The sequence below is a fragment of the Nostoc sp. KVJ3 genome (assembly GCF_026127265.1).
Taxonomy (GTDB): Bacteria; Cyanobacteriota; Cyanobacteriia; order Cyanobacteriales; family Nostocaceae; genus Nostoc.
The window spans coordinates 46,950-70,787 of record NZ_WWFG01000008.1 but is presented as its reverse complement, the minus strand read 5'-3'; the positions used below and the strand labels follow the sequence as shown (position 1 = coordinate 70,787).

Annotated in this window: 26 protein-coding genes and 1 pseudogene; 11 read left to right on the top strand and 16 right to left on the bottom strand. The window is 41.9% G+C overall.

The genetic code is table 11. The features are described from left to right. Positions 1-10: 10 nt before the first annotated feature. A complete protein-coding gene (locus GTQ43_RS37925; protein WP_265277809.1) occupies positions 11-541 on the top strand; it encodes a hypothetical protein in 531 nt (176 codons plus the stop codon). Between the two features lie 102 nt (positions 542-643). Here GTQ43_RS37925 and GTQ43_RS37920 read toward each other — a convergent pair whose 3' ends face one another. The 6 genes from GTQ43_RS37920 to GTQ43_RS37895 all read right to left on the bottom strand — a co-directional run bounded on the left by GTQ43_RS37920 (position 644) and on the right by GTQ43_RS37895 (position 3,965). Next, complete coding sequence (locus GTQ43_RS37920) at positions 644-805, bottom strand: hypothetical protein (protein ID WP_265277808.1); 162 nt, start codon at positions 803-805, stop codon at positions 644-646. Between the two features lie 52 nt (positions 806-857). Next, positions 858-1,232: a hypothetical protein gene (locus tag GTQ43_RS37915; RefSeq protein WP_265277807.1), complete on the bottom strand. Its 375-nt coding sequence runs from the start codon at positions 1,230-1,232 to the stop codon at positions 858-860. Between the two features lie 196 nt (positions 1,233-1,428). Then, on the bottom strand, positions 1,429-1,839 hold the full coding sequence (locus tag GTQ43_RS37910; RefSeq protein ID WP_265277806.1) for a hypothetical protein: 411 nt from the start codon (positions 1,837-1,839) through the stop codon (positions 1,429-1,431). A gap of 447 nt (positions 1,840-2,286) precedes the next feature. Then, a complete protein-coding gene (locus GTQ43_RS37905) occupies positions 2,287-2,937 on the bottom strand; it encodes a hypothetical protein (protein WP_265277805.1) in 651 nt (216 codons plus the stop codon). An 87-nt stretch (positions 2,938-3,024) separates the two neighbouring features. Beyond that, positions 3,025-3,462 carry a hypothetical protein gene (locus GTQ43_RS37900; RefSeq protein WP_265277804.1) on the bottom strand — a complete coding sequence of 146 codons (438 nt, stop codon included), beginning with the start codon at positions 3,460-3,462 and terminating at the stop codon, positions 3,025-3,027. Between the two features lie 2 nt (positions 3,463-3,464). Beyond that, positions 3,465-3,965, bottom strand: coding sequence for a hypothetical protein (locus GTQ43_RS37895; protein WP_265277803.1), 501 nt, complete (start codon positions 3,963-3,965; stop codon positions 3,465-3,467). Between the two features lie 706 nt (positions 3,966-4,671). Here GTQ43_RS37895 and GTQ43_RS37890 point away from each other — a divergent pair. The 4 genes and pseudogenes from GTQ43_RS37890 to GTQ43_RS37875 all read left to right on the top strand — a co-directional run bounded on the left by GTQ43_RS37890 (position 4,672) and on the right by GTQ43_RS37875 (position 9,081). Next, on the top strand, positions 4,672-4,926 hold the full coding sequence (locus GTQ43_RS37890) for a hypothetical protein (RefSeq protein WP_265277802.1): 255 nt from the start codon (positions 4,672-4,674) through the stop codon (positions 4,924-4,926). 119 nt (positions 4,927-5,045) lie between these two features. Beyond that, a complete protein-coding gene (gene mobV / locus GTQ43_RS37885; protein WP_265277800.1) occupies positions 5,046-6,752 on the top strand; it encodes a MobV family relaxase in 1,707 nt (568 codons plus the stop codon). Between the two features lie 107 nt (positions 6,753-6,859). Continuing rightward, positions 6,860-8,482, top strand: a pseudogene (locus GTQ43_RS37880) (AAA family ATPase). 2 nt (positions 8,483-8,484) lie between these two features. Further along, positions 8,485-9,081 (top strand): DUF192 domain-containing protein, encoded by a 597-nt coding sequence (locus GTQ43_RS37875; RefSeq protein WP_265277799.1) that lies wholly within the window; start codon positions 8,485-8,487, stop codon positions 9,079-9,081. Between the two features lie 128 nt (positions 9,082-9,209). Here the strand turns inward: GTQ43_RS37875 and GTQ43_RS37870 are convergent, their stop codons facing one another. Beyond that, entirely contained in the window at positions 9,210-10,394 is a 1,185-nt protein-coding gene (locus GTQ43_RS37870; RefSeq protein ID WP_321162561.1) for an ISAs1 family transposase, read from the bottom strand. Positions 10,395-10,642: 248 nt separating this feature from the next. On the opposite strand from GTQ43_RS37870, the gene GTQ43_RS37865 reads away from it, so the two are divergent. The 4 genes from GTQ43_RS37865 to GTQ43_RS37855 all read left to right on the top strand — a co-directional run bounded on the left by GTQ43_RS37865 (position 10,643) and on the right by GTQ43_RS37855 (position 12,579). Continuing rightward, positions 10,643-10,879 carry a hypothetical protein gene (locus GTQ43_RS37865; RefSeq protein ID WP_265277797.1) on the top strand — a complete coding sequence of 79 codons (237 nt, stop codon included), beginning with the start codon at positions 10,643-10,645 and terminating at the stop codon, positions 10,877-10,879. Positions 10,880-10,884: 5 nt separating this feature from the next. Further along, the gene (locus GTQ43_RS41990) at positions 10,885-11,067 is read left to right on the top strand and encodes a DUF3775 domain-containing protein (protein ID WP_414859193.1); all 183 of its coding nucleotides are present in this window, start codon (positions 10,885-10,887) and stop codon (positions 11,065-11,067) included. Further along, positions 11,054-11,872 carry an Rpn family recombination-promoting nuclease/putative transposase gene (locus GTQ43_RS37860; RefSeq protein ID WP_265277796.1) on the top strand — a complete coding sequence of 273 codons (819 nt, stop codon included), beginning with the start codon at positions 11,054-11,056 and terminating at the stop codon, positions 11,870-11,872. Before GTQ43_RS41990 ends, GTQ43_RS37860 begins: the two co-directional genes overlap by 14 nt. Before the next feature lie 272 nt (positions 11,873-12,144). Then, positions 12,145-12,579: an ASCH domain-containing protein gene (locus GTQ43_RS37855; protein ID WP_265277795.1), complete on the top strand. Its 435-nt coding sequence runs from the start codon at positions 12,145-12,147 to the stop codon at positions 12,577-12,579. Here GTQ43_RS37855 and GTQ43_RS37850 read toward each other — a convergent pair. From GTQ43_RS37850 to GTQ43_RS37830, 5 genes are all read right to left on the bottom strand, one after another. Then, positions 12,557-13,051, bottom strand: a complete 495-nt coding sequence (locus tag GTQ43_RS37850; protein ID WP_265277794.1) for a transposase — start codon at positions 13,049-13,051, stop codon at positions 12,557-12,559. The two genes, GTQ43_RS37855 and GTQ43_RS37850, sit on opposite strands and share 23 nt — an antisense overlap. A 44-nt stretch (positions 13,052-13,095) precedes the next feature. After that, positions 13,096-13,395 (bottom strand): transposase, encoded by a 300-nt coding sequence (locus GTQ43_RS37845; protein WP_265277793.1) that lies wholly within the window; start codon positions 13,393-13,395, stop codon positions 13,096-13,098. A gap of 24 nt (positions 13,396-13,419) precedes the next feature. Beyond that, positions 13,420-13,800, bottom strand: a complete 381-nt coding sequence (msrA, locus tag GTQ43_RS37840; RefSeq protein WP_321162560.1) for a peptide-methionine (S)-S-oxide reductase MsrA — start codon at positions 13,798-13,800, stop codon at positions 13,420-13,422. 135 nt (positions 13,801-13,935) lie between these two features. After that, positions 13,936-14,217 (bottom strand): LysR substrate-binding domain-containing protein, encoded by a 282-nt coding sequence (locus GTQ43_RS37835; protein ID WP_265277792.1) that lies wholly within the window; start codon positions 14,215-14,217, stop codon positions 13,936-13,938. A 7-nt stretch (positions 14,218-14,224) separates the two neighbouring features. Further along, positions 14,225-14,818 (bottom strand): recombinase family protein, encoded by a 594-nt coding sequence (locus GTQ43_RS37830; RefSeq protein ID WP_265270869.1) that lies wholly within the window; start codon positions 14,816-14,818, stop codon positions 14,225-14,227. Between the two features lie 154 nt (positions 14,819-14,972). Here GTQ43_RS37830 and GTQ43_RS37825 point away from each other — a divergent pair, with 154 nt between their 5' ends. After that, complete coding sequence (locus GTQ43_RS37825; protein WP_265277791.1) at positions 14,973-18,071, top strand: Tn3 family transposase; 3,099 nt, start codon at positions 14,973-14,975, stop codon at positions 18,069-18,071. Here GTQ43_RS37825 and GTQ43_RS37820 read toward each other — a convergent pair. Both GTQ43_RS37820 and GTQ43_RS37815 read right to left on the bottom strand, forming a co-directional pair. After that, entirely contained in the window at positions 18,068-19,219 is a 1,152-nt protein-coding gene (locus GTQ43_RS37820; protein ID WP_265277790.1) for an ammonium transporter, read from the bottom strand. The genes GTQ43_RS37825 and GTQ43_RS37820 overlap by 4 nt on opposite strands. A 1,236-nt stretch (positions 19,220-20,455) precedes the next feature. Continuing rightward, entirely contained in the window at positions 20,456-21,058 is a 603-nt protein-coding gene (locus GTQ43_RS37815; RefSeq protein WP_265277789.1) for a tyrosine-type recombinase/integrase, read from the bottom strand. Between the two features lie 108 nt (positions 21,059-21,166). Here GTQ43_RS37815 and GTQ43_RS37810 point away from each other — a divergent pair, with 108 nt between their 5' ends. Beyond that, positions 21,167-21,298 (top strand): hypothetical protein, encoded by a 132-nt coding sequence (locus GTQ43_RS37810; RefSeq protein WP_265277787.1) that lies wholly within the window; start codon positions 21,167-21,169, stop codon positions 21,296-21,298. Positions 21,299-21,380: 82 nt separating this feature from the next. On the opposite strand, the gene hpxZ is transcribed toward GTQ43_RS37810, so the two are convergent. Both hpxZ and asnB read right to left on the bottom strand, forming a co-directional pair. Continuing rightward, entirely contained in the window at positions 21,381-21,767 is a 387-nt protein-coding gene (gene hpxZ, locus GTQ43_RS37805) for an oxalurate catabolism protein HpxZ (RefSeq protein ID WP_265277097.1), read from the bottom strand. A 60-nt stretch (positions 21,768-21,827) separates the two neighbouring features. Next, positions 21,828-23,753, bottom strand: coding sequence for an asparagine synthase (glutamine-hydrolyzing) (asnB, locus tag GTQ43_RS37800; RefSeq protein ID WP_265277096.1), 1,926 nt, complete (start codon positions 23,751-23,753; stop codon positions 21,828-21,830). Positions 23,754-23,838 lie beyond the last annotated feature (85 nt).

Here is a 23,838-nt window from a genome sequence, read left to right as displayed (position 1 = left end):
AGAGGTTTGTATGTCAAGAATTAAGCGTTGGATAAATATGCATAAGGAAGAATTCAATGCAGATGGAACTTTAAAAGATGAAGTAAGACAACAAAAATTATCTCTTGGCGCACATCCAGAAGCAGTCGATGACTACGCTCGTAGAGTAAAAGAAGAGTATGACGAGTGGAAGCACTTAGACGAGACTGATCCAGAGCCGTGGCCAATCTACACAGCCTACGATTTCTTCACTGAACAAGAAAAAAAGGAATTTAACCCAGATGGTTCTCTCAGACCTGAATATGTAGAATACGCTCAGAAAATTGGTATCAGTGAAAGTGCCCTCGAACAGCTTGAGTTGCGCAAGAAAATCGAGGTTGATGATTACAACAAAGTGTCTGTTAAATACGCAGAAAAGGGCATCAATTTCGGCGCATGGCAAATGAGAGGAAGGATTGAAGACAGCAGAACATACGTTCAACGTCGGCAGCAGATGGAGCAAGACCTGCGTAACTTTGAGGATGTTGACAGCTTGCCTTTCGACAAGGACACAGCATTTTAGGCGGGAGCTATGCAGAGCGAGTGATAATATAAGCTGAAAGCATTATCAAACAAGGCTCTCAGCTTTTTGCGTTGAATTTCTGACGCTGCCTGACCATTTGGATTAACGCTGTTGGGCAGCAGGTGGGTTAGCAGCTGCCGATGGTTTGACTCTGGCGAACGCTCCATTGAAAAAGGCAATCATTCCTAAAATGGCGAAGGCTGTAATGATTAATATGTGCAGTGAATTTAATGCCGAGCGTTCTCTAGCTACTTCAGCCCACATTACTTGCAGTTGGTCTTCCGTTGTCTGCTGGGCTAAAAAGCGGATTGTTTGGTTAATTGGCTTGCCGTTCTATAGCTGGAGGGATTACCCCAGGCGATCGCACAACTGATTTGTTGGAAGCGGCGGCAAGGAACGCAAACATTCCTAAAATAGCAAAGGACGTAATAATCACTTGCTGTACGGATGCAAAGACCGACTTTTCTTTCTCCTTTTGGACAGTAATGCGATTGAGATTCTGTTGAAATGCCGAGAAATACAAATAATTCAACACTTTCTCACACAAGGCAGGGTCTTCACCTATTTGTACTTTCTGGCATAGGAGAATTTCTAGATGCTCTTGGCGGCGATCGCTTGTAGATAAATCGCGCTCGTCCCACAGTTTTACTTGGGTTGTATCTAAAGGTCTATTAATACCTAATAAAGTCATACTATGGCCTTCTTTAGTTGTTGAGTTAGTTGAGGGAACAGGTATAATCGATAATTCAATTACACCTAGTGTGCTTTTTGAAAAATGGAACTCATACCTAACTTAAGAAGTTTAAATATGCTTCCTAAAAAGAACTAGCAACTTGAGTACTGAAAAAATCAAAACTCAGGTTGCTAGTAAAGTTTGAGAATGTATGCTATATTTCCCAGTCCAAATCTTCAGTTGGAGATGGAGATAAAACCTGTGCTTTGGGTGGTGGCTGGGGTGTATCCGGCTGCAATGGGTTCGTCCCATCCTGAAATAATTCTTGTGCCAGAGTCCGTCCATCGCCGTCAATGTCGCTTGCGAGAAAATACTCCAAAACCTGCGGTGTAGCACCATCAATTGCTGCTTGTGCCAATAAGCTTTTAATGAATTGGGGGGATGCTTCACTATCAGCCAGAATCTTTAAGGTCTGTTCGGCATCTTGGACGGTCATCTGAGAAATATTTTTTACACCCGCTTCTTCCCAGACATCGCCAAAATACTGACGATATTGCTGATTGAAGTCTTGCTCTTGGGCGAAACGGGCTAATTCTTGTACTTGTAATTGTGTCGTCTCTGACATATCAATTGACTAAGGTTAATTGTTCGCGTTTATTGTTTGACTCAACCATCTTGAGCAATTGTTGATTAAGCGGAGGGAAACACCATTCAAAGCCAAACCCTTGCATTTATTGGCTTTGGCGATGTTAGACAGAATGTCTGTCTAACATCAGACAGCATTTGTACAACAACATAGATTCGTTACAAGCCCTGTCTTTTCACTCTGGTTTGCATTGGTCGGAGTTCCAAGCTCAGTCCAATGCCGTCTTCACTACACCCAACACCCTATTTTTGACTAGTAGTGATATAACCTAGAGCGGTAAAACTTGTTAGAGGTAGGTTGGAAGCATAGTATACTCGTTTGATATTTTCTAAGACGCATACGTAATTAAGCCTTTAGTCTCACCTCTCCAGTTAGTTTTGCCGTTCTAGGATATAACCGTTCCTTTGCCAAATCTCCGTGTCTGGTTTAGAACTCTTGAATGGTTTGAACATAATAATCAGGAACTAGGGGTTTGTCTTGGCGGTCATAGCTCAATTCATGATCCAAAAACTTGATATGGCTAATATGGGATGCCCAAGCATCGGCTATCCTATCACCTAATCCCATTGTGTCTAAATATTTAGGTAGTTCCATTCCGCCATTCCAACAAATGGGGATGCCTTCACCATCAAAATGTTCGGTTAGCTCTTGGCGTATAAAGGATGCTGTCCCACCACAAACTAAGATTTCATCCATTTGAGCAATATTTCTCAACCAGCGCCATAAAGCACGGCAGTACTCTTTGCGAACTATCGGCAAAATCCGACAAAACAACTCTACATCAGCATTGATTTCTTCGGTTCTGGTTTTGCGTGATAAAAACCGCAGTGCATCAAAATTGTTATTCGTGGTTTCGGCTAAGGCTGAAATTAGGCGTAAGTCATCTTTTGATAAACCAACGGCAGTACGTTCTACAAACTGATGCACCACCCAATTCATCCCTAAATCTGTAGATTCAGCTTTTATTGCATTGCCCTTGTGCGACAGAATAAAACTGGCATTACGATAGCCTAACATCAGCATTCCTATACTTTTTTGGAAATAGTTTATGTTGACGTTGCGACTGCGATATGCCATGATACCCGCCCCTTCTGGACTGACATCAAAACTACGTAATTTTGCTTTTAATCTCCCTGTTGGCGTAATTATTCCTGTTTTTAAGTTCTATGCTAGTTTTGCTCTGAGCGTTTGCCCATCTGACGCTTCTCCCACTGGCAACAGCAAATGTACATATAGCTCTATATCTGGGTTTTTCACTCCCAGCCGCCGAATTGCCAACCATAACATAGCTGCTACTTTCGGTAAGGCATATTGATACTTCAAATCTCTAATAGCTGATGTCCCCGCGAACATACTTTTGGCTAATGCTCCCAGGACATAGTATTCTGACCCAATCCCTATCCATACCGTCGTATCTTGTACGAGTTGATTTGACAAATATTCTATTGACTCTACCCCTAAATCCGCTATTTCTGGTTCCATTGCTAAAACTATTGGAACCCCATCTGGATAAATCTGTGCTATCCCCTTCTGGGAACTTGTCCCTAAATCAATAGTTATCGCAACTTTTGTGTAGTCTTTAGAATTATTCTTTTTATTCATCTTCAGCCCCCGTTTTGTTTGTCCCAGCCAAACATCCGCTTAATGTCGGTCATCTCTTGATAGTTTTGCGAGGAAAGAAATTCATTGTCATCGTCATCTTCATGGTCTTCATTTTCCTCATCAGTAGAACTTATCTGCTGATCTGCGGAAATAATTCCTAAGATAGATGGACTATCTGATGCCACTATGTCTGATGCTTGCATTGATATATTTGATGTCACCACTAGCGGGTCTGGTGCTATCCCGCAAGTTCTCCGAATCATACTAATTTGTGCTTCTAGTTGACTGATTGCCCAAATGCCAATCTGTCTTAATTCTTCTCCCCTCAGCCCCGAAGAAAACAAGGCAAGAGGTAGCCAGTGTTTTTTTAGTGTCGATGTAATTGTTTCCGAATAATCTTCCTTCAAATTTAAAGGCTTTGACCTCAAGTAATCAATTACTTCTGCATCTGCACTGTCACTCGGTCTTCTAAATGACACTACTCTATATCTAGAATCATTCATTTTTTTGACTAAAATTCTGATTAGCTTAACGCGCTTTCTTAAAATTATTACACTAATTTTTATCGCCCAGTTTTTTTATTTTTATTTTGATACTGCCTAACTTAACTAAATTTAATATTTTTGCTTTTGAAATTTATGTTGTCTGCCTAAATAAAGCATTTACTTAATAATGAATGCACATACAACACCGCATTTTTTCTTCTAATCCTTCACTTAGACCCTCATTTTTTTAATCCCTACTAATTTACCGGGGTTTTATTTGCTTTTACGTGTTTAAAATGTATTACTAATCACAGTTACAAATAGCAGACATTTTGCACCTAAAACCCCTATTTATATACAAAATGTCTGCTATTTTGCACCGCTTATACACGCCTTTAAATGCTATAGCTGTCATCAAATGTTCACAATCAGGTACAAAATGTCTGCTATTTTGCACATCACTTTTTTGAAAAATTGCCCTCTAATACTTACTCTAGAAACGTTTGAGGTGATTTGCCCAGTTTATTATATTCTCAATAATCCCAATTTTATTGAGAATATATACTACAAAAGTATTGCTTTTGTACTTCAAAAAGCCAGATTTTTTCCTGTTGCGCTACAAAATACTAATGAAAATTACAAATTAGCACTGATTAACTTCAAGCGACTGCTAAAAAATTCCGTTGTAAACCATTTTACTCCTGAGTAATTCTCAAAAAATTCTGTGAGCAGCCCATTACTTCTCATTAATCAAGATTTATTGACAGTTAAACAACCCAAAAGCCTTGCTATTGCGTGGTTTTTTAGTCCAAATCACAGAAAGTCGGGTGTTCTCTACTTAGGCTCAAATTGTGTCAACGGTGACTATGCTACTAAGGTAATCTTGGGGATAGCGGGAGAATTGCCTGTGAAATGCCTCAGAACTGCTGTAGGGCAGCTTAAGATAGTCGTACGGTTATTTGCCCATTTTCGCATTTGAGCGATTTAGCTTTAAAAAAGGCGTGAAATCGAGAAAAAACAGCAATAATTTGAGTAATATTTGTTTCTCAGTCAGTCAGCCCAAAAACTTGTATTTCCAAATTTTAGTGTAGATAAAAAATGGCATACGCGATCGCGCGATTAAAAAAATTAAAGCGGGGTAACATATCAGGGAGTGCATCTCACACTGCACGAGAAAGAGAAACCCCTAATGCAGATCCCACTCAAAAAAATATTCGGTTCATCGGTAGCCTCAACCCAGAGGAACGACTAGAGGATTTAGTCTTAGCCAAGATAGGGGAAAACGAGCAGAAGCGGAAGATTCGCACTGATGCGGTGTACTGCGTGGAGTTACTGTTGAGTGCATCGCCTAGTTATTTCCGTCCCGACTGCCCCACCCAAGCCGGTTACTATGAACCACAAAAGTTGGATAACTGGGTAGAAGCGACTCACCAGTGGTTAGCGGATGGATATGGATCTCGCATTGTCCGCGCCGAGTTACACCTGGACGAAGCCACACCCCATATTCACGCTTATTTTGTCCCCCTTGATGATCAAGGACAGCTACGGTGCAATCATTTCTTTGACGGGCGGCAGAAAATCCAACAATTTCAAGATTCTTACTACCAGACAATGCGGTTAATTGGGTTGGAGCGCGGTATTAAAGGAAGCAGAGCAAAGCACCAGGACATCAAGGATTTTTACCGCATTGTGGAGGAAGGGCGCGATTTAGAAGTTGATGAGCTAAGTGCAGAACATCTTTTAGCCAAAGCTGCCGACCGAGACAGGGCGAATCAGCGTAAACAGGAAATGGAAGCTACAGCCAAAGCTCTCTCACTTGAGAATGACCAATTACGGAGGCGCATAGAGCAATTGGAGCAAGAGAATCAATCAATAAAAAAACTTACCGAGTGGTCAACTGATTTAGCTTTGGATGATGTTGCTTGGGAGTTAGGGCTAAATTATGATCGTGACCGATGGAGGGGTCACGGACACATCATCAATATAGATGGCTCTAAATTTAGCGACCTTGCTCCCGATTCTTATTTTGAAGGTAGTAATGCAATTGATTTGGTGAAACACGTTAATCAATGCAACCAAACAACTGCGATCGCATGGCTAGGGGAAAGATTTGGTGAAGTCGGCGCAAAACGTGCAGCGATCGCTCATGCTCAAAAAGTTACGGCTGACATTATCCAAACTCAACCAGCACCCCAATTCACCCCACCCATTGAGGATAAAGCTAATTGGTCAGGCGTTGAACATTACCTAACTCAGAAACGAGGCATACCCTCTGATTGTGTACAAATGTTACATAACCAGGGACTAGTTTATGCCGACTCAAAAGCAAATGTAGTGTTTGTGATGCGGGATCTCAATGGAAAAACCAAAGGAGCATTTTTAGAAGGGACAGCTAATAATTTCTCTGGTTATGAGTTAGGTACAGTTCGCCGTGATAGCTGGTTTTACTTTACTTTGGGGAAAAAGCCTAGCGAACAAACTAGTACTGTCGTACTGTCTGACTCTCCCATTGACACCATTTCAGTAGCCATGCTGGAATATCAGGTTAAAGGAATACCAGAAAACAGAACAGTTTACATGGCAGTAGATGACACTTCAAATTTACCTGTTGAAAGATTACGTAATGTTCCTTGTGTACAGGTAGCTTTTAGTCAATCAACAGTGGCACGGGCTGTTAAAGAACTACTGCCACACTCGACTCAACTCAAGTGCGAAAGTCGGGATTGGAATACGCAGTTAATCAATTTCTCCCATCAATTACAACAACGTTATTCACAACAAAAACACGAGGAATTAGAGCTATAGTTGCAAAAAAGTCAAGCTCCTCTAGTACCGATTTTTTCAGTACCAAAGTAGCTAGTAAAGAGTTTTAGCTATCAATAATATTGGGGTGAAATTTAACTAAAGCCCTAATGAATAATGAGTTAATTAAACAAATATTCTCTCTAATCAAACTTAACAATAAGCTGATAGCTGTCGAGTCTCCATTACAAGAAAGACTCAAACTTTTGACAAATCTCGCCAGTGAATGCCAGCAATACAATATTAACTGTTACCTGTGGATGCTGGAAGATGACCAACTGCACCAGTTATCTACTAATGAGGAGGGATTAAGTTTACAAACTGTTAATCAGTATCAAGCGATCGCCAAAAGCAGACGCGAACATTACTTTGAAATTCTGCGATTCTGGAAAACTACCGATTGACAAGGGATTCTCATACTAGAAGGTATATTCCCCTGGCTGGGCGAAGCTACCACTGACCCAGATTTCTTTCTGACTTCCGAGTGGATTAAGTCAGCCCTCATTAACCTGAAGCTGTACAATCACTCTTGCAACAAAACAGCGATTCTCTTAGGGTCAAATGCCACTGTGTCATCTGACATTGCCCCCGAAGTTCCCACCATTGTGCAACAACTGCCAGCTATAGAGGAAATAAGCAGTTATTTATCCCAAGTATTACCAGATTACAGTCATGGCGATATTCATGCGACGGCGAACGCCGGCTTAGGGATGTACTTGGCAGACATTGACTATGGAATCAGACAGGCAAGCGCTCCTGGTGAAATTAAACCGGATGAGTTAGTAGAAAAACTGTCCGATTACAAAATCGAACTGTTCAAGCGGATTTATAATATTCAATTTCTCCAACCCCCTAGCACTTCTATCGGGGGGCTGGAACTGATGCAGCAAGCGTTTAAAACTTATAAGCGCCTTCTATCCTCATTGGCGAAAGCCTATAATCTTCGTTTACCCAAGGGGATTTTATTAATCGGCCCACCGGGAACAGGAAAATCTTACTCGGCTAAAGCAAGTTCTGCACAATTGGGGCTACCTCTGATTTCAGTAGAGTGGGGGAGTTTCCGCAGTTACGGTAATTTGGCTGAGTACAAGCTAAAAAGCTTACTCGCACTGGTAGACCGAATCAATCGTGTAATTTTATACCTGGATGACTTTGATAAGGGATTCGCCGGGGATGATGATTTATCCAAACGCCTAGCTGGTATGCTTTTGACCTGGATGCAAGAACGTACTAGTGAGGTTTTAATTATCGCTTCGGCTAACAATATTCAATGGCTACCACCAGAGCTAACCAGAAGTGGACGCTTCGACGAGATTTTCAAGGTGGATCTCCCAAATTACGGCGAACGGCACTCAATTTTCAAGATCCATCTCGCTAAATTCGATGCTCGTTTTCGTAACGGGGGCGATGGGTACAGCGAAGAAGAATGGAAAAGGTTACTCAAAGCCACGCAGCGATGTGTCGGTGCGGAAATTCAAGCCATTGTTGAACGTGCCGCAGTCTCTACTTTCTGTCAAATGTTTGGTGATTATGTTACACCAGCTAGCGAACTGCCATCGCTTGAGATTACATTGTCGGCATTGCTGGCTGCAAGGCAGAGTATGAATCCTCTGGCCATCCGCGAAGCTGACCGAGTTGAAAGTATGCGTAACATTGCGGCTTTGCATGGACTTCCATCTAGCCCGATTGATTCATCTATATATAGTCTCGGCAATGTTGATATTTTTGGATAATTATGCAAATTCTTAAATTTACTAACGAGAAAGATTTATACGTTGCTGTCTTCAAATTAATAAACAGGCTAGGCCCTGTTGCTGGAGTATCAATTATCGTTGGCACTGTGGCGCTCGGTTACGTCCAAACTCGTCCCCAGGATTTACCAGTTACGCACATTCTCACGAAAGGCGATCGCACATTTAAGTTGGAAGTTGCTTCTACACCAGAGCAATTAGAGAAAGGGCTGAAATTTCGAGCATCCTTAAACGGCGATGGCGTTCCGCCCACCGTAGGTGATCGCGGGATGTTATTCAACCTGGGAGGAGAAATTTACAACGTGCCTTTCTGGATGTACAAGGTAAATTTTCCATTAGACATCTTTTATCTTAAGGACAATGTGGTGACAACTGCGATTTTCAATGCCCAACCGTGTCACAAAACCCCTTGTCCCATCTACAAGGGGAAAGTTGCCAATCAAGTGCTAGAGCTAGCAACAGGCGCTGCCAATATCAAGGTTGGCGAGCGGCTTAACATCCAACCGTTATCAGTTTTGCCTAAGAATAATATCAGTCTTGACAGAGGCAATTCTTTGAGAACCAAAAATAATCGCTGGTAATTGTATAACGTATTTTTTAAAAATCAAGAAACCATAGTACTGAAAAAAACAGTACCTAAATAGCTTCATGCGTTGAATCAAATATGGCAATCTATTTATGGAAGAGTATCAGGGTAAGAGCATCTCAATCAGGCTTGACACAAGGAATCAGAAGAATCTAAAGTATTGTCAATGAAACAACTGAGAACCTGAATCATATAATTGTTATCCATAGCGGTGCGTTTCATTTTTTGACGAAGACTACGTTTGTAGGTCTGTTCACGGTTAAGAGCATTGAGAGCGAAGCGTCGTAAAAGAGCAAAATTTTGGGGACTGTGGAAAGAACGAATGCGACAAGCGTCTTCTGCAAAAGTACAGTCGAGAGTCCAGTGAGCCTCGTTTTCAATGCCCCAGTGTTTTCGGATAGCCCGACCGATAATTTGAGCATCACTGTTTAAAGAAGTGAGATAAAACTGAACCTCACGAGTAGTTTTATTCCAAAGATGACGAACACGGACAACCATAACTAGAGATTGCAAACCTGCCCATAATTTGGGTTGATAAAGCTCACCGATAGCCGCAATGGGTACAGTCCAAACTTCACGAATTTCCGTGCGATGATGTGCTTTTTCAATCCGTTTGTCATAACTAACATTAATCCCCGAAAATTGCTCTGCTTGCGCTTTGTCAAACCATTCTTTGACTTGAGAATAGAGCATGGGATGGTTGGCTTTCAGTGCCAGGACATAATCAGCTTTTTTGGCGATAATCTGTTTGGCAATTTCGGTTTGTGTTCCCATTGCATCAATGGTGATGATACAGCCAGAGATGTCTAGCATTTCTAACAGTGCTGGAATGGCGGTGATTTCATTGGATTTATCTTCTACTTTCACTTGTGCCAACACTAAACTGTGCTCACTCGCCCAGGCACTTATAAGGTGGAGTGCGCTTTGACCTTGATTGCGGTCATAAGAACCCCTAATTGTCTTTCCATCTATGGGGATAATTTCTCCTCCCATGTTTGTGATTAGGGTTTCTACCCATCTCAAGAAACATCGATTTAATGCTTCTGGGTCGATCAACTCAAACACTCGTCGAAATGTATCATCTGAGGGAATACCATTTGGTAATGCCAGAAACTCTTCTAACCATGTTTGCTTGCTGATGCCATAATTCTCGATGTCTTCCCACCCTTGTGCTCCAGCTATGATTGCTAAAATTGCGATGACTAAGATATCTGTGAATTGATGTTTCTTCGTCCGCTCTACTCTCTTGTCTTTGATATCCGAGAAATGCTCAACTAGACTTTGTTGAATACTGCCAATGTCTGCTATTTTTCTTGATTTGGCTGACAACGAGTATTTTTGACACTATCAGCAGATTTAGTTTCAAAGCCCTCTGACATCAATTTGGCTCCAGGAGATTTTCAATCGAGTAATTGAATTCATCTCATTGATCTTGCTCGGTCGTCAAGTCTATTTTTTACACATTCATTAATACTATCTTCTAGAACTTGTCAAGTTTTCTTTATACCAAATTAGATGCGCTTACCCTGAGTCTAAATCAAAACGAGGAGAAGATTATGATGAAGATGAATTTCCTGACCATTGACAAAGTAAACAAAATCATTGAGCTTGCTAAGTTAGTTTATGGTTCCAAAACTCTCCAATCAATATCTGATATAAAATTAACAGATTCCAATACAAAAACCAAGGAACTAATCGAATTTTTGATTGAGCGTCAAACATTAAGCACTCCCATAAATACATTGTCTGAATACATAAATAATCTTTCTTCGGAGGAAACAGCAAAGCTATAGCACTGATGGTGCTTGGTCGTGGAGATTCTGGGAGACAACCATCGGATTTCCTTGAGTTAGTTAAAGAGGCTCAAGGAGTCGAAAGGCATTATCTAGCTGAAAAGTCTTTATTAGCTAAATACCTACGTTCTGGATTGGAAAAACTAAATCTCATTGAAATAAGGGTGAAAGAAATTGAGTTACGATAATACTGCCAAGTACTTAGCTGAATTGTATCCAGCCGAGTTTGCCAAGTGGTTGCTACCAAATAAAACTACAGAAGTTACAGTACTTAAAACTGAACTTTCAATAGATCCAATCCGCGCAGATTATGTCACATTTTTGCAAACAAGTAGCCGAATTTTGCATATTGAGTTTCAAACTCTCCCCAAATCTAATCCGCCGATTCCTTTGCGGGTATTAGACTATTACGTGAGATTGAAACGGCAATATAACACACCAGTAACCCAAGTTGTGATCTTCTTACAACAAAGTAGTGACCCTATTGTATTTACTGAAGAATACACGGATGAGTTCACAAATCACCGTTATCAAGTTATACGGTTATGGGAACAAGATTCAGCTTTGTTTCTGAATAATCCAGCGCTATTACCTCTTGCCCCTTTAACTCGAACTGATTCACCTGCCGCTTTATTATCCCAAGTAGCTCAAAATATCGCTAAAATTCCAGATAGGGATGAAAGGCAGAACATTGCTGGATGTACAGAGATATTTGCAGGTTTAAGGTTTGAAAAAGATTTAATTCGTCAATTTTTACGGGAGGATATTATGCAGGAATCTGTTATCTATCAGGATATTTTGCAGAAAGGAAAACAACAAGAAGCATTTCAGTTTTTAAATCGTTTGCTAAATCGCCGTTTTGGAGAAGTTAATTCTTTACTAATCGAGCGAATTCGAGTTTTACCTATTGAGGAATTAGAGGCACTAGGTGAAGCCCTTTTAGATTTCTCATCAGTTAACGATTTGGTGAATTGGTTAGACCAATTAGGATAAAGCAAAAATCAGATAGGGAGTCGGATTAAAATATCCACTCCTTATTTCTAATGTCTCTTCATACAAGCATAAGATTTAAAAACCTATCCGTCATTTTATCGCTATCATAATACCCCAACTAATAAATATTTGCGTTGAAACAAATTGCTGCTGACGGATTAGAACAGGAATTTTACAATCGTTTTCTACGCAAGGCAACCAACTGAGAATGATTGAAATTTACCAACAACTTTTACAACAATACCAGGGATATCTAAGTCCTGCAAACAGCGATGGTGTACTCGCCCACTGGAGGCGATTGCTCTAGCCCAACAACTACTGAAGAAGGCACTGTTATGAAAGCGATATCCGTTCGTCAGCCTTGGGCATGGGGAATTATTTACTCCACCAAAGACATAGAAAATCGTGGCTGGCCCATCAATTACCGGGGTGATATTCTCATCTATGCAGCGAAAAAGTGTACCAAGAAGGAATATGAAATCGCCTCTATATTCTGTCAAAGTATGAGCGTGTCTATCCCAGAACTAATCTCTCTACGTCGCGGTCAAGTTATTGGCATTGTCACAATAGTTGATTGCAAGTTTTCACAAGTTGCATCTGGCTGGGGAATGCCTGAGCAATACCACTGGAAGCTGGAGAATCCGCGAGAGATTACGCCGATTCCTTATAGAACCCATTTGGGATCTATCCATTTGCCAGTCGCTTGAGCATGAGTCTAATGAAGCAAAGATTGAGCTTCGCGGTGGCATGGGAGAGGGTTCTCTCAAAGTTTTTGACCAAACTTTTACAGCGTTCCACCCAAGCATTTGACCGCTCAATCACCCACCGGGTAGCTACAGGTACAAATCCAGTTTTCCCAAGGGCTGCAATTTCTGCTTTGGTTGGCTTGGGTGCAAGTTGAAACCGGATCTTGGTCATGATTTGAGGGTAGAGCTTTTGTAGTTCGAGTGTGAGTTTGTCTGGGTGATAACCGTGGTCAAGCAGGATAGTAATCTTCGGGATATTCACGGGTTTGGCTCGCAAGTAATCCAGATTATTACTCAGTAGTTCAATCAAGCCCTGGTCATCGCTGACATTCGCTTTAGTACAGTGGGTAAAAAATGGTAAGCCGAGCGTATCAACGGCGAGATGTCGTTTGATGCCATTAGTGCATTTGTAATGACAGAACCCTTTGGACATAACGCTGGCATTGCATGTATTCTTCACTGCTTGCGAGTCAATGATCAGTAGGGTTGTCCATTTAGTTTTTTTTTCACGTCGGAGCGCACTTTCCCATGTAACGTCGTCATCATCTGCTCTAGCACTCCCGCTGCTCGCCACTGCTTGTAGTGCCAAAATACCGTTGAGTAGGGCGGTAAGTCTTTGGGTAAATCGCACCAGTTACACCCGTTCTTCAGTTGATAAAAGATGCCGTCTAAAATTTGTCGCTTTGTCCACTTCGGCGGTCTGGTTTGCTTTTTCTGGGGCAACAGTTGTTCAATGATTTCCCACTCTTTATCGTTTAAACTGCTGGAGTATGGCATTTATTTCTTATTTTACCCTCTCTCTCAAGATCCCAAATGGGTTCTATAGAATTGTGATGCAGGTACAATCTCCGTCACAATTGGATTTTTGTGATAACGAGAACTATTTTCAAGCTGCTCCTTGGAGGCTCTTGCTAATAATTCCTGCTCTGGAGTGTGGAAAAATATCACTGACCGATATTGAGAACCAACATCTAGCTCCTGATGGTTTGATGCTGTGAGATTGTGCTTATTCCAAAACACATTTAGCAGTTCATCATAAGATAATATTGCCGGATTGTATTCCACTTCCACTACCTCAGTGTGTCCAGTTTTACCTCTACAAACATCTTCGTAGGTTGGATTATCAAAGTGTCCGCACTGTAACCAACTGCTGTAGAAGTTACTCCTTTCACTTGACGAAATGCTGCTTCAACTCCCAGAAACAGCCTGCTTCAAATGTCGCTTTTTGTAGATTAGCGTTTTGCATATCTTTGACAACCTTGGGAAAAGGGAAAAGCAATGGACTCAACGCAACCACTGTCTCTAAATAAATAGCTTTCAATCTACAATATCAACTCGCTTTAATGCAGCCATCAATTCTGTCATAAACTCAACAAAGACGCGAACTTTAGCACAGAGATAGCGTTTTTGTGGGTACAACACGGAGATCGGTAATCCAACTTGGGTCGCGTAGGATTGAAGAATTGGTTGGAGGTCTCCACGCGCGATCGCTTTGGCTGCGATAAATTTTGGAAATTGAACTACACCGGCTCCTTGAATGACTACCTGCTTGAAGGCTAAAATAGCCCAACGCGCCAAAAATGTACAAGTACGTTTCAAACCCTTACTAGTTATGCTTTTGGGCTAGGTAAGCAAAGAACACCCGCCGCCCGACACCTGCGACTCTACAAACTTCAGCGGCTGTCTTCCCAGAATTTTGATACAAGATCCTCGCAATCTCCAATTTGGCAACATCAGTTCGAGGTCTTCCACCCGTTCTGCCTCTGGCTTTAGCTGAAACTCTTCCGGCCGAAGCTCGTTCGGCGCGTAATTCTCGTTCCATCTGATAAATCGCTCCCATCATCGACAGAAAACAGCGACCTGCAGCTGTAGTGGTATCAATACTCTCTCGCAATGACAACAGGTTAATCTGACGTTGTTCCAAAATCTTAGCTGTTTCGAGTAGATGGAGTAACGAACGGGTCATCCGACTTAGTTCAGTGACAACTAACGTATCATCTGGACGAATATATTTCAGCAGATCCTCCCATCCAGGTCGCACCATCCGCGAACCAGTTAACTTGTCAGTAAAGATTTTAATGCAGCCAGCTTGCTTCAAAGAATCCATCTGCGAATCAAGATTTTGACCGATGCTGCTGACACGAGCATAGCCAATCCGATTTTGGACTGTTTTCGGTTCGACGGGAGTTGAAGCATCCACAGTGCAAAATCTTCACTCATATACAAAGTAACCGCACGATAATTATAGTAAAGGTTTTAGCACCAAAGATTAACGTAAACTCGTTGAGTCACATCAAGTTAAGTCAGGAGTGCGGTTTGTACACTTTCTGCACTCCCACTAATGCCCTGATTACATGAGCAGCAATTCACGTCGTCTAGCGATCCTCTCAGCAAAAGAAGTCGATGACCTATATGGATTACCACATTTTACAGAAGATAAACGGCATCTCTATTTCGATCTGAGTACAGCCGAACGCGAAGTGGTAGCAGCAGTTCGGACTGTATCAGTCGCAGTGCATCTAACCTTGCAGCTTGGATACTTCAAGGCAAAGCGACAGTTCTTTAGTTATCAACAAGATGCTGTTATTGAAGATCTAAACTACATCCTGAAACAAAATTTCCCAGGTCAGAGGTTAGCATCGATTAAATTGCCCTTCAGACATACCCGCAGCGAACAGCAACAGATAATTCTGCAACTGTTCAACTATCGCCTTTGTAACAGCGATGCGAAAGTCGAACTGGAGTCAAAAGCTCGACGGGTTGCCATGTTATCAATTCAGCCCATCTATATCTTGCGCGAACTAATTCAACATTTAGCTGGGCAACGTGTCGTTGCACCTAGCTATCGATTCCTTCAAGAGATGATTGGTCGAGTGGTCACAGGCGAACGCACTCGAATTACGAAACTACTCACCAAAGCCATCACGCCGACGGTAGAAAATCAGTTAAAAACCCTGCTGGAAGCCGAGGAAGGTGTCTATGGCATCAACTTGCTCAAGCAAGAGCCAAAGGATTTCAGTTACAAGGAACTGCGGCGTGAAGTAGATCGCCGCAAATACTTCCAGCCACTACATGAATTTGCTCAAACCTTTTTAGCAACAACGGGTATTTCTAATGAAAGTGGCAAATATTACGTAGGATTAGTCAAGTTTTACACGGCTTATAAGCTGCGGCGGATGTCCCTGGCGACAGTCCGGTTGTATTTGTTGTGTTTTGCCTATCATCGGTTTCGCCAGATTAATGACAATCTGATTGAGGCTTTTATCCATTTGGTTAACCAATACGAAAAACAAGCCAAGCTGGGCGCGGAACAAGCAATGCAACAAGCATTGACAGATGCTGCAAATAACCTCCAAGCGGCGGGTCAAATCCTCAACCTATTTGTGGATGAGTCGATTACTGACGATCTACCATTTTCAGTCGTCAAGGCAAAAGCTTTCTCCATCCTCGACCCTGCCAGTTTCCCATTGGTGTCAGACTATATGCGTAATATAAAGTTCGACAAAACTGGGTTTGAGTGGTCGGCTTATTCTAAGCTGTCGAACACCTTCAAGCGCAATCTGCGTCAACTGTTCGCCGATCTTACATTCGCTAGTCGAGTATCTGATGCACCACTGCTAGCAGAGGTCGTGTTCTTGCAAACTTTGCTTCAACAAGGGAAGTCACCTAGACAAACAGATCCAACTACTTTTCCAGCAGCAGTCATACCCAAAAGTTTACAACGTTACTTGTATCCAACAGCCACAGCAGATGGCAAGGAGAAGATATTAGAGATCGATCGTTATGAATTTCTGATTTACCGACTACTACGAAATGCGCTCTCTTCTGGGGACGTGTTTGTGCGCGACAGTAATGAGTTTCGTCGTTTTGAGGATGACTTGATTGGCGACGAGCGGTGGCGGCATAAAAATGAGTTGTTGGAGGAAATTGGTGCGCCGATATTAATAGCTCCAATTCAAGAGACACTGACGGAATTCGAGCAAGCATTGGAAACTAAGTTCAAGGTTGTCAATCAACGAATTACAGATGGTCTCAATCAACATATTAAGGTCAGTGGGACTGCTGATAAGTCTCGTTGGAAGCTGATTTATCCCAGCGCAGAAGAACCAGTCAATAGCCCGTTTTATAGCCAGTTACCTGGAATTGGGATTGCTGACTTATTATGGTTTGTGGCGGCAAATACGGGATTTTTGAGTGCCTTTACTCATGTGTTAGATCGTTATGTTAAACAAGAACCCAATCCAAGTGAAATTTTAGCCTGCATTGTGGGAATGGGCACTAATATGGGGCTAGGAAAAATGGCCGAGGTATCAGGATTGAGTCATTCATCCATGATGACGACAGCGCGTAATTACCTGCGACTAGAAACTCTCCATGCTGCTAATGATGCCATCACAAATGCGATTGCGACTCTACCAGTTTTTCACCTTTATGATATTCAAGATGTCATGCACTCCAGTAGCGATGGACAGAGAATGGAAACACAGATCGATACTATTAATGCCAGATATTCACCCAAATATTTCGGTCTTCAGAAAGGCGTAAGTGCCTATACCTTGGTGGCTAATCATGTACCGATTAATGCCAAGATTATTGGGACTCACGAGCATGAAAGCCATTACGTTTTCGATCTGCTCCACAACAATACTTCGGATATCAAACCGGAACGACATTCCACTGATACACATGGTACCAATCAGGTTAATTTCTGGATCTTGCACGCATTTGGCTATCACTTTGCGCCCCGTTATCGAGATTTGCACAAGAAAATGGGTGCATTGGTCGGAGCCAAGCATCCAAATGAATATAGCGATTTTTTAATCAAACCCGTTCGCAAAATCTACCGCGATTTAATCGAACAAGAATGGCCGAATATTCAGCGGATTATGGCTTCGTTGGCACAGAAGGATGTGACACAGGCGACGATTGTGAGAAAGCTAGCTAGTTATGAACGGCAGAATCAAACTAAAAAGGCTTTATGGGAGTTGGAAAATATCTGTCGGACGTTGTACATTTTGGATTTTATTGATGATGTGACGTTACGACAGACTGTGCAAAAGGCACTCAATCGTGGCGAAGCTTATCATCGGTTTCGACGGGCGGTAGCTTATGTCAATGGTGGGAAGTTTCGGGTAAAAACTGAGGGTGAGCAACAGATTTGGAACGAATGTTCGCGGCTGATCTCTAATGCGGTCATTTACTACAACACTTTGCTGTTGTCGCGGGTTTACGCGCAAAAACAGGCGGTTGACGACCAAGAGGCACTAGCGATTATTAAAGATATTTCGCCAGTGGCGTGGCAGCATATCAATTTGTTTGGGACATTTGAATTCAGTCCATCTACATCAAAGGTTGATATTGATGCCTTGGTCGTTCGCTATGCCGACCCGACTTACTGGCATCAAGCGATCCAGGATGAATCCGAACCCACCTTGCCTGAAAAGCATAACTAGTAAGGGTTTGAACCGTAATTGATGCTGTTGGCGCGTTGGGCTATTTTAGCCGGGTTGAAACCGTACCAGCCGAACCACAGAATCAGACCGCCGGAAGCAGCAATTACAAGATCATGGGGTAACATCGGCCCGCCACCGTCGCGCTTGAACCGACGACCCAAACGCGGCCCAAGGACGATCGCACCCGCCAGGGCAATGAATCCCCCAATGGTGTGAACAACTGTAGAGCCTGCAAAGTCATGGAAGCCAATTCCCAAGAAAGGCAGGAAAGTGTCTTTGCTGCCCATCGTTGCCAGAAAACCGTCTGGCCCCCAAGCCCAATGTCCGATAATTGGGTAGATGAATCCAGAAACGCCAATGCTGTAGAGAAGATCGCCAATAAACCCTGTCCGCCCAATCATCGCCCCAGAGGTAATGGTCGAACAGGTGTCTGCAAAGGCAAACTGAAACAGCCAAAATGCCAGGAACGCCACACCTGAACTTTCATAAGTCGCGGGCGCACCTTGCAAGAAAAACCAATTCAGTCCAATCAAGCCGTTACCATGACTGAACATGAAGGCAAAGCCCCAGGCATAGAACAATAAACCGCAAAGACAGGTGTCAACGATGCATTCCATCAAGACATTGACGGTTTCACGAGAGCGACAGAAACCTGCTTCCAGCATCGTAAAACCTACCTGCATTGCGAATACTAGGAAGGCCGCTAGCAGCGTCCAGAGGGTATTAATCGGGTTAACGATGTCATTGCCTTTGAGTACTGGATCGGCTGCCAGAGCTGGTGTTTCCACCAAATTGGGGATGAAGGCAAATACCATGAACAGCATCATGATAGCCATTGCCTTGCCCAGCAGTAGTAAGTAACCGTAGCGCCTCCACTGTGGATCACGCAAACGCTGTCCCAATCGTGCCAACTTGTTAACTTGCTGACTTTGCCCAACATTTTGAGGCAATTTCTTCATTGTGGGGAATTGCTTGCTTTCAACCCAGAAAAAGCCTTTCTGGACTGGAGTAGATCCCGCCTTCATGAAAAAGACAATAAAGCTTGTTACCAAAGAGCCAAGTATGTTGAGCCAATTTCGGCTCTTTTTTCCCAAAGAACTACAAGCTTTAAACAAGATAGTTTTTAGTCTGCTTCTCTTGTTACCCACTAAGTCAAACCTCCATCAAGGTAAGTATTTTTAAACAACTAAAACCTCAATTGCCAGTCAAGGTGTTAAGGAATAATCTGAAGTATTTATGTCAAATAAACTTGAGCCTGATTGTCTCAAAACTGATAGCGTATCACGTGACGATAGTTGCGGCACCATCAACAACAAAAAAAGAGTTTTTCTGTAAGTCTTTAACCACATTTTTCTAATATCAAAAACCCTGATATTGTGAGAAATCTGAATGGGACTTTACAGGAATCAAGTAATAAATTTGACTAATTGTTTATTTATTTCTGAGAAAAAACTGTATTAAATAATACAGTTTATGGTCAGGATGTCGCATGAAGTTACTCCTGGCACATCAGATATAACCACTGTATTCTTTACAGGATCAGTATTTACCGATATTAAGATAGAAACATTCAGAATGTTATTAATTTTATATACAACAAGTCAATAATTTGTTACTTTTCGTGTTTCACAGCCTCATGAATCTCGTCACACTTTCGTCATGATTTTGTCATCTCTTCGTCAATCTGATATGCAACTATTACCGACCAGAGGTTTATTCATTTTTATCAGGTGGGATTACCTGCCTTTCACTTATCTTTAAGTTCTCCTCATCACCTCACCACGTATTCCAGAGGCTTTATTAGTTTCCCTGACTCATTGAGCAGTCCTGTAACTTTGTACAATGGTTTTTTTTGATCGCGCGGTTGTAGTTCGTTGTAGAGTTCATAGTCTTTTTTAATAAAAAAAATAAAATAATTTGGGGAACAAAATCTTGAAGATTTTGACCGGAAAGTTGGATAATAAAAAATTAATTATCCTAACTTATACCGATATGAAAGAAGAATTTAAATTAACTTTATGTGATTGGATAAATAGCGCCGTAGACAGCAAATAATAACTTAATTAAAAGCTGACTCCAGCATCAATCAAAGCGCAAAATACCCAACTCAAAACGATTGAATCTAAGTCAAAATTGAATGCTTTTAAAAATCAATTAGGCGAGTATTTACCTAAATAGATAAAAGGGTATCTTCACGCTTGAGATACCCAGGTGCTTAAGAAAAATAATGTAAACAAGTTATGAATTTACCACACAATATCTGTATAGGACTTGGCGCTGGTGTGTCAGGGGTGTGTATTGGCATGGCGATTTTTACTAGAGTCAGACTTCAGACTCAACTGCTTGAAAAACCTATAAACTGAATGGCTCCTACAGTCAAAATGTCATAACTCTCCCCAATCAAAATTCAGGAAGCGTCGAGCATTCAGCTTGGTATATTTCTCAGTATGTTTGATATCGCGGTGTCCCAGGAAATCTTGGATTTCCCTAGTGTTGTAACCCTGATTCACCAGATAGTAGCCGCAAGCATGGCGCATCATGTGGCAGTGTACCTTGATATCAAGCCCAGCCTGTGCCGCCAGCCGCCCAAGCAGCTTTCGCACCGCATCAGTGGACATCACCTCACCGCGCTCAGAAACGAAAATATATTTACTATCGGGCAACATCTCTCTGAGTTCTTTGAGTAAAGTTATTTCATCGTCTCTCAAGGGATGCACCCCAGAGTCACTGCCCTTTTCCCTGGTGATAAAAATCTGGCGTTCGCCCCACATCACTGCATCCCACCTTAAACCGCACTTAGCCCCTACAGCTTCCCCCACCCGCAAGCCGTGGCGAAACATGAGCAACATCAGTGTATAATCACGGTGAGAATAACGAGCTTTGCGCTCAAGTGCGGCATCGAGTATAGATCGTACCTCAGATGGTGTAAGGTATTCTCTAGACCTGTAATGCTTGTTAGGTAAACGGATTGGGGGTGGCAACCTCATTTATTCTCGCTGGTAGTGTCCGGTGTACGCGACATATTATGGACAGTCTACTACGCCACAAGCCCCATTACTCCGTTGAGAGTCGCGCCACTCAAGAGTTATTGCAAATTGTTCTCAATTGATAAATACGTCCATCTCGGCTCAATACCTAAGCGATCGCTCATCGACCAACTGCTTTTGACCACACCCCTTTACCGCAAGGCGAAAAAACGGCGAGTTACTTTACATCTCAGAAATTAACCTGCTCAGAAGTTGAAGAGTGGATTGAATAGGTAAGAGCATAAATCATCTAGATATAACAAAAAAAGGTCTAGGGTTTTAACTATACTGGTAATAATGAAACATGGGCTGAAACTACTTTCCATCCTTCGGGAAACCTGTACCAAGTTTGGCTCTGTCGCCCAAAGCGTTCTACACTATTGATAATCCGGCGAAATTCTAAAGTCACAATTGCTGTATCTTTCCCAAAGGTTACAACCTTGAGATTCGAGATTTTTCGCTCTATTTTCGGATTTGGCCGATTCTGACGAAAGTTACGAATTTCATCGCCGCCATAAAGGTTTTCTGTGATCCCAAACCGCGCTACTTCTGGCGTATCCCAAAACAAGCTATCCATCATCTCCAAGTTGTTATTACAAAGAGCTTCTTCATATAAGAGGTACAAATCAGTTACTTCAGCTACAACAGTAGGATCATTTACTATGGTCATTGTTATTACCAATTTTGGGTGATATGGCTTGATTATGCACTCTTATGCAAGGTGGTCAACTCACGTTAGTCCAAACCTTTCTTGAAGAACACAAGCACTCAGCATTTTCATCAAAACTAAATCGATGGAAATACGTTGGCTTTCATTCATTGTTGGTAATTGGTCAAGCAAATTAATTACTGCTGCATGATTATAGAAAGGTACAGAAGACATCAAAGAACTCCGCAGGGTATCTTGGACAAGTTGCTGTAGAGGTTCATTTGGCTTGAAAGTTGAAGGTGGGGCTAAAAATGGATGCTTTTGGCGGTTATACATCGTATCAGTTATAAACGGCTTTGCTGCTTCTCTTAGTACATATTTTTCAGTCAATCCACGAATCTTGAGTGCAACGGGCATATTGCAAACTAATTCCACAACTTTGTGATCCAAAAAAGGAAGCCGCCCTTCAATGGAATGTGCCATTTCAACACCATCACCTAACATCCGTAAAAGGTAATTAGGTAAGATAGTTTTAGACCACAGATAGAGAGATTGGTGTACAGGCTCCCTTCCCTTCAGTTGTTCTTGTACATCTATCTGATTAAAAAACATCCGATAAACATCCCTGTGTGAAAATTGTGCAAGAAAGTCTGGTGAATATAAAGGAACCGACCTGAGATATCCCTCAGATGAAGCCTGCATCCAAGCAGGGGCAAAGCCTAACAAACGCTGAACACCATTTAAAGCTTGACTTGAGATATTTTCAGCTAATAATCCTACTGAAACTTTATTTTTTAACTTCAGTTCTTCTAACAAAAGTTTTACTGTCTGCTCATCTTGTCCTTGTTGATTCTGGAGCAACATATCTTGGCGGAAATGAGCATAGCCTCCAAATATTTCATCTGAACCTTCACCTGTAAGTACAACTTTATAACCTGCATCTCGCGCCGCTTGACTTAACAGATATTTTGCAGTTGTGCTGGCGTTACTACATAGCATTTCACAATGCCAAATAGAATCGGCAAAATGTTCAGCTAAGTCCGATTGGCGAATAGGAATAGTCTGTAAATTAGCACCAGTATGTGCTGCCATTTCACGAGCAAGTGGTTCTTCGTTATAAGCTTCATGGTCAAAAGCAAGAGTAAATGCCTGAATGGGAGAAGAACTATGATGTGCTGCCATCCCTAAAACTGTAGATGAATCAAGACCACCACTGAGATAAAAGCCAACTGGCACATCAGCCCTCAAACGCAATTGGATAGCTTCATCTAATGTATGGCGAAGTTGTTCAATATAATCCTCTGCCTTGTACTGAGGTAAGGAATCATTAATCAGCGGATAATCAAAATCCCAATAACGATGCAGTTGTATTCCAGAACGAGATGCCAACAGAAAATAGCCTGGTGGTACTTGGTAAACATTAGCAAACATAGTACGGTCTGGAGCGAAGATGCCGCACTCAGCTTGCCAAAAAGATTCATGATCCCAAGAACCTGGGACACCCGCAGCAAATAAAGCTTTGACTTCAGACGCTAGATAAAGAGTATTGTTATAAATACTGTAATACAGAGGCTTGATGCCAAAACGATCTCGTGCTGCAAATAGTAAATCATTACGTTCATCCCAAATGATAAAAGCAAACTCACCCCTCAGATGATGTAGGCATTGTGTGCCAAACTCGCTGTATAGATGCAGGGCTATCTCAGTATCTGAGTTAGTTTTTAGCTGATATCCCCATTGTTTCAAATCACGCTGTATACGCTCGAAGTCATAAAACTCTCCATTGGCAATGATATGTAGAGTTTCATCTTGGTTGGCAATCGGTTGATCTCCGTTTTGAAGGTCAATAATACTAAGTCGTGTATGTCCTAATGCAACACGTCTATCTGGAGAAATCCAAAATTTTTGTCCATCTGGGCCTCGATGCTTCAAGCAATCAATACCTAGTCTCAAAGATGATTCGGAAATTGCTTCCTTTTTGGAAAAAAAGGCCACTATGCCACACATAAAATACACCCATTATTTGAGACTAATTTAGATTAAACGGGTTTGCTATTTAATAGGCTTTTATCTATTTTTAGAATCAATTTTA